Origin of the sequence: Hymenobacter sp. (genome assembly GCF_035709525.1) — a bacterium.
Lineage (GTDB): Bacteria > Bacteroidota > Bacteroidia > Cytophagales > Hymenobacteraceae > Hymenobacter.
This window is the reverse complement of record NZ_DASTEP010000016.1, coordinates 1-6,381: the sequence shown is the minus strand read 5'-3', so window position 1 is coordinate 6,381 and position 6,381 is coordinate 1. Positions and strand designations below refer to the sequence as shown.

Here is a 6,381-nt window from a genome sequence, read left to right as displayed (position 1 = left end):
TCTCCGAAAAGGAGAGGGGGAGCCTGACGATTACTCAACGACTACTTACGTCTGCTGACGGTCGGCTCCTCTCCTTTTCGGAGAGGGGGCCGGGGGGTGAGGCGCCCACGTCTGGGCAGCGCATAATTCCAACCACCACATCCATAGTCTTTTACTTCCTTTTCATGCTCCCCACCAAAATATTATCCCCCACCCTGGCCCTCCTCAGCGCTGCCCTGCTGCCGTTGGCTGCCCAGGCCCAAAAGCCCGCCCTACCCGCCGTGCGCCAAAACGTGCCGCTCGATTCCATCCGGCTCAGCGACCCATTTATTATGGCCGACCAGCGCACGCATACCTACTACATGACCGGCACCGGCGGGCTGCTCTGGCAAAGCAAAGACCTGAAAAGCTGGACCGGTCCCACCCAGGTGGCCCAGCCCGACACTACCTCCTGGATGGGCCCGAACCCCATGATTTGGGCGGCCGAAATCCACCCTTACAAGGGCAAGTACTACTACTTCGCCACCTTCACCAACCGCGCGCTCAAGATTGACGCCGACAAGGGCGGCACGCTGGAGCGCCGCGCCGTGCACCTGCTGGTGAGCGAGCAGCCCGCCGGCCCCTACCGCCCGGCGGGCGACGCTACCTACCTGCCGGCCAACAAATCGACGCTCGACGGTACGTTTTGGATTGATAAAGACAAAAAGCCCTGGCTGCTCTACTGCCACGAGTGGGTGCAAAACCAGGATGGCACGGTGGAGAAAATCGCGCTAAAGCCCGACCTGAGCGGCACCACCGGCCCGGCCCAAATTCTATTCAAGGCCAGCGCCGCGCCCTGGAGCCGCGAAAACCCGCGCACCGGCCCCATCCGCCCCAACAAAGTAACCGACGGCCCCTGGGTGTTTCGCACCAAAACCGGCAAGCTGGGTATGCTCTGGACCAGCTGGATATACGACGTGTACACGCAGGGCGTAGCCTACTCGGCCAGCGGCACGCTGGCCGGCCCCTGGAAGCAGGAGCCGCAGCCCATCACGCCGCCCAACTACGGCCACGGCATGCTGTTCCGCACCTTTGAGGGCAAGGACTTGCTGGTGCTGCATAGCCACCAGGACATCAAGGGCCGCTACCACCGCGTGCCGCACCTGTTCGAGGTCGACCTCTCGGGCGATAAGCTGGTGCTGGGTAAGGCGTACCGGCCTTAGTTTATAGCCTTTTACTGATTGTCATGCTGAACGCAGTGAAGCATCTCTATCGCTTCGTTGCCTACTCTGGATGAAGCGGCAGAGATGCTTCACTGCGTTCAGCATGACTGTTTCAACACTTCCTGACTATTTCCTCTCCTTTTCCTACCCCTCAATGACCCTAAAACCTCTCCTGCTACTAGCCCTGACCGGCCTGCTGGCCACCCCGCCCGCCCAGGCCCAGCGCCAGCAAATTTCCTTCAACACCGACTGGAAATTTCACCTCGGCGACGTGCCCGGCAGCGAGCAGGCCAGCGCCACCGACCGCGACTGGCGCGCCCTCGACCTACCCCACGACTGGAGCATCGAAGGGCCGTACAGCGAGCAGTGGGCCAGCGCTACCGCCTTCTTGCCGGGCGGTGTGGGCTGGTACCGCAAGAGCTTCGCGGTGCCCGCCGGCTTTCGCAATAAGCAGGTGTTCATCTATTTCGACGGCGTATCGAAGAACAGCGAGGTGTGGCTGAACGGCCACTCGCTGGGCAAGCGACCGAGCGGCTTCGCCTCGTTTCAGTACGAGCTCACGCCCTACCTCCGGGCCACCGGCCCCAACGTACTGGCCGTGAAAGTAGACCACCACGAGGCGGCCGACTCGCGCTGGTACATCGGCTCGGGCATCTACCGCAACGTGTATTTGCTGGCCACCGCGCCGGTGCACGTCAAAACCTGGGGTGTGGCCTTTACTACTCCTACCGTGAGCGCCAGCGCGGCCACCGGCAAGGTCGCGGTGAGTTTCACCAACGGCGCGGCCAAAGCGGCAAACGTAGTCGTAACAAGCACCTTGCTCGATGCCAAAGGCCAACCCGTGGCCACCGCCAAGCAGACGATTTCAGCCAAGCCCAAAGGCGACACTACTGCCAACCTGACGTTCTCCATCAAGAACCCCGCGCTGTGGTCGGTGGCGCACCCTAACCTGTACCGGCTGCGCACTACACTGGCCGTGGCGGGCCAGCCGGTGGATGAGGTGAATGAGGAAGTAGGCGTGCGCAGCATTCGCTTCGACGCCAACCAAGGCTTTTTCCTGAACGGTGAGAACATGAAGCTCAAGGGCTTGTGCATCCACGACGATGCGGGCGCGCTCGGCGTGGCCGTGCCGCCCGAGGTGTGGGAGCGCCGCCTGAAACTACTCAAGGCGGGCGGCTGCAACTCGCTGCGCATGAGCCACAACCCGCACGCCGACTACCTCTACCGCCTCTGCGACCGCCTAGGCTTTTTGGTGATGGACGAGGCCTTCGACGAGTGGGAGCACGGCAAAAACAAGTGGGTAGCCGGCTGGAACGTGGGCACGCCCGCCCAGTTTGGCCCGCACGAGTACTTCAAGGAGTGGGGCGAGCGCGACCTGCGCGACATGGTGCTGCGCAACCGCAACCGGCCCAGCATCATTATGTGGAGCATTGGTAATGAGATAGATTACCCCAACGACCCCTACTCGCACGAGGTGCTGAACACCGGCCGCAACCCCCAGATTTACGGCAAGGGCTACCTGCCCACCCACCCACCCGCCGCCGAAATGGGCCCGATTGCGAAGCGCCTGGCGGCCGTGGCCCGGCAGGCCGACCCCTCGCGGCCCATCACGGCGGCACTGGCCGGCGTGGTGATGTCGAACTTCACCGACTACCCCGCCGCCCTCGACCTCGTGGGCTACAACTACCAGGAATTTCGCTACCCCGAAGACCACGCCAAGTACCCCAGCCGCGTTATCTACGGCAGCGAAAACGGCATGGCCCGCAGCGCCTGGGCGGCCGTGGACTCCAACGCCTACGTGTCGGCCCAGTACCTCTGGACGGGCATCGACTACCTCGGCGAAGCCGGCAAGTGGCCGCAGCGCGCCAACGGCGCGGGCCTGCTCGACATGGCCGGCTTCCCCAAGCTCGAGTACTACCTGCGCCAAAGCCTCTGGACCACCGCGCCCATGCTCTACCTGGTAGCCGCCGAAGCGCCCGCCGCCGGGGCCGCGCCCACCCGCCGCCAGCGCGGCACCGCTACCTGGAACTGGCCCGCCGCCAGCCAGTTGCGCGTAACGGCCTACACCACCAACGAGGCCACCGAGCTGTTTCTCAACGGCCAGTCCTTGGGCCGCAAAACCGGCAATCAGCCCACCTGGGACGTGCCCTACGCTGCCGGCGAGCTCTCGGCCAAAGGCTACCGCCACGACCAGGTAGTCAGTGAGCACAAGCTGCAAACCGTGGGCGCGCCCGCCGCCATCCAGCTTACGCCGGACCGCCGCACGCTACCCGCCAAAACCCGCGGCCTGGCCCAGCTCGAAGTAGCCATTGTGGACGAGGCCGGCCACCCCGTCCTCACCGCCGATGACGAAATAATAGTAGCCCTCACCGGCCCCGCGCGCCTGTTGGGCATCGAAAACGGCGACCTCGCCAACCACGACAACCCCACCACGCCGCGCCACCGCGCCCACCAAGGCCGCCTGCTGGTGTACGTGCAGGCCACCGGAGTTGGCCCCATCGGTGTGCAACTCACCGCGCCGGGGCTGCGCTCGGCGAGCGCCGCGCTGCGGGCTGAATAGGTATTAGCGCTTACTGGCGGCGGGCGCTTTCGGCGCTGCCGCTGGCCTTTTGGGGGAGGCGGGCTTGCGCGAGCGCGGGGCCGCCTTCCCTTTTTTCGTCGGCGTTTTCGCCTTGGGCTTCGGCTTGGCTTTGGCCTTCGGCTTTTTGATGTCGCTGGCGAAATGCTTACCGAAGACCGAGCGGCGCGTGGGCCGCTCGGTGGGCCGCCAGTTGTAGCCTTTGAGGCGGGTATTGTCCTCGTTCAGCTCGTGGGGCGGGATAAAAGCGGCTTCTGGCTTCGCCAAAAGGCTGATTTTATTTATTTTATTTTCCTGAAAACTTACCCGGATGGTTCCCGACAGCGACTTGTTCACTCCCGTCGTAACAGTATCACCGTCGAGGGCATAGAAAATACTCTCGGCATTACCCAGCACGTCGATGCGGTTGATGCGGTTCTGCTTGAAATAAGCCAGAATGTTGCGGCCCTTCACCTGGTTGAAATTGTGCAGCGTGTCCTCGTCGATGACAAACGCCTTGGAAAACAACCGCACTTGGTCAATCTGCCCGCGCTTCTGCCGGATTTCCATCGAATCGGACACCAGTTGGTTGTGCGCCTGCCACAGGATGGGGTCGCGGTTGAGGTAGATGATGCTGTCCTGCCGGTCGTAGGTCAGCGAGTCGCACCGCCCCTGCATGGCACCCCTGAATATCTGCACCTTAGGCCAGGCATAGAGCACCGGGCGCTGGCTCACTCTGGTGGGCCGCGCCTCCACGCTCAGCAGCGTATCGGCGGCCAGGTACAGCGTATCCTTGCCTGAAATATTGCGCACGACCGGCCGGCTGCCGTAGAGCTTGGTGCGGCCCAGCGTGCGCCAGTAGCGGCCCACGTCGCCGCGCAGCAGCACGTTGTCTTTCTTGGAAAGCAGCGAGGCGTGGCCGGTAGCCAAGCCTTCCTGCCGCGTCTCATCATACGCCAGCTGGTCGCCGCCGAGCAGGTAGCCCGGCGTTTCAAGCTTGGCATTGAAGCGGAAATCCGACTTGCGGGTGATGGTATTGTACGTCCCTTTTTCGGCGTAGAGGTTACTGCTCTGCGAGCCCTTGATGCGGGTGGGGCCGTCGAGGTACGCGATTTTGGTGATGGTGTTAAACGTCAGCGTATCGGTGCGCAGGTCGGTTTGGGCACCTTTGGCATCGGTCGAAACCAGGTGAATATCCTGCCGGAAGCGGAAGACCTTGCTGCGCGTGTCGTAGTAGCCCTGCTGGCTGTCGAGCACGTTTTGCGGGTCGGTGAGGTGGCCGCCGGTGGTGTAGTAGGCGGTCTGGTTGGTAAGGTTGTAGTCGAGGGCGCTGGTAGTGAGCGTCATGCGCGGGTCGCGCATCACCACGTTGCCCATCATGCGGGCCGTGCGCCGGTCGCCGTCGTAAAAGCCCCGGTCGCCGGTGATGGTCACGGTATCGCTCTGTACAATACGCACGTTGCTAAACGCTTCAATCTCGTTGCGGTCGAGGTACTGGTAGGCCGAGTCGCAATACAGAAACACGTCGTCCTGCTTGAAGCTAACGTTGCCGAGCAGCTTGCGGATTTTCACGCCGTTGAACACGCCGCCTTGCAGCTCGCGGGTGCCGGGCAGCAGTTGCACTGGCGTGCCCTTCACGGGCGTACCCGGCTGGGTAGCGGTGGCCGAGGTTTGGGGGGCGGGCTGCGCGGGCCGGCGGGCCGGCGGGGTGGCACCCGGCCGGGTTTGGGCGTACAGCGACAAAGCCGGCAGCGCCAGCAACAACCAGAAACTTAAAAAACGAAGGAGCGGCATTCGGGGGCCAAAGGTACGGCGGGCAGTGCCGGGCTAACGCGCATCTTCGCGCCGTAGTGCCGGGCGCTCTGTCTAAATCAAATCGCCCAATTCACGCACGCCCACCGGCCGCTGCACCGTGAAGCCTTCACCGAATTCTACCCCTATCAGGTGGCCAAACTCGCGGGCACGGGCTTCCATGAAGTGCGAAAACGTCTGCCCCGAGAGGTAGGTTTGCGGCGCGCTGGGGTCGGCATTCTTATTGAAAAACTGAGTGCCGTAAGCGTTGATACTCGCCCACTTACCTTCCCAATAAGGCGTAATATCCACCACAAAATCGGCCGCAATTTGCCGGTCCTGAATGTAGTGGTACACATTTTTGGGCCGCCAGGGCTGTTGCGGCTGCCCGTCGGCATCAAGCGTTTCTATCATGCGCAGCCCGCTCAAAAAGCAGGCGTCGGTAGCCAGCTGCGCGCCGCGCCCGTGGTCGGGGTGCCGGTCGCGGATGGCATTGCAGAGCACCACCTCGGGCTGGTAGCGCCGGATGGCCGCGATGAGCGGCAGCTGGTGCTCGCGGTCGTTTTTGAAAAACCCATCGGGCAGCCCCAGGTTTTCGCGCGCGCTGAGCTGCAATATCTTACTAGCCGCTGCCGACTCGGCCGCCCGGGTTTCGGGCGTGCCCCGCGTGCCCAGCTCGCCCCGCGTAAAATCAATAATACCCACCTTTTTGCCCGCCGCTACGGCCGCCAGCAGTGTGCCCGAGCACGACATCTCCACGTCGTCGGGATGGGCCCCGAGGGCCAAAATATCTAGTTTCACCACAGTTTCAGAACCAGACCGCAGATTCAAACGGATTTTTAGGATTTAACG

4 protein-coding genes are annotated in these 6,381 nt (G+C 63.0%); 2 read left to right on the top strand and 2 right to left on the bottom strand.

Going from position 1 to position 6,381, the window contains the following annotated elements; translation table 11 throughout:
• Positions 1 to 164: 164 nt before the first annotated feature.
• A complete protein-coding gene (locus VFO93_RS01275; protein ID WP_325132490.1) occupies positions 165 to 1,181 on the top strand; it encodes a glycoside hydrolase family 43 protein in 1,017 nt (338 codons plus the stop codon).
• Between the two features lie 154 nt (positions 1,182 to 1,335).
• Complete coding sequence (locus VFO93_RS01270; protein WP_325132489.1) at positions 1,336 to 3,741, top strand: sugar-binding domain-containing protein; 2,406 nt, start codon at positions 1,336 to 1,338, stop codon at positions 3,739 to 3,741.
• A 3-nt stretch (positions 3,742 to 3,744) separates the two neighbouring features.
• On the opposite strand, the gene VFO93_RS01265 is transcribed toward VFO93_RS01270, so the two are convergent.
• Both VFO93_RS01265 and bshB1 read right to left on the bottom strand, forming a co-directional pair.
• Positions 3,745 to 5,532, bottom strand: a complete 1,788-nt coding sequence (locus VFO93_RS01265; protein WP_325132488.1) for an OstA-like protein — start codon at positions 5,530 to 5,532, stop codon at positions 3,745 to 3,747.
• 72 nt (positions 5,533 to 5,604) lie between these two features.
• A complete protein-coding gene (gene bshB1 / locus VFO93_RS01260) occupies positions 5,605 to 6,330 on the bottom strand; it encodes a bacillithiol biosynthesis deacetylase BshB1 (RefSeq protein ID WP_325132491.1) in 726 nt (241 codons plus the stop codon).
• Between the last annotated feature and the right edge of the window lie 51 nt (positions 6,331 to 6,381).

Excerpts from the sequence above, each read along its gene's own strand:
- VFO93_RS01275 (WP_325132490.1), top strand. The coding sequence starts at position 165 with ATGCTCCCCACCAAAATATTATCCCCCACCCTGGCCCTCCTCAGCGCT.
- VFO93_RS01270 (WP_325132489.1), top strand. The coding sequence starts at position 1,336 with ATGACCCTAAAACCTCTCCTGCTACTAGCCCTGACCGGCCTGCTGGCC.
- VFO93_RS01265 (WP_325132488.1), bottom strand. The coding sequence starts at position 5,532 with ATGCCGCTCCTTCGTTTTTTAAGTTTCTGGTTGTTGCTGGCGCTGCCG.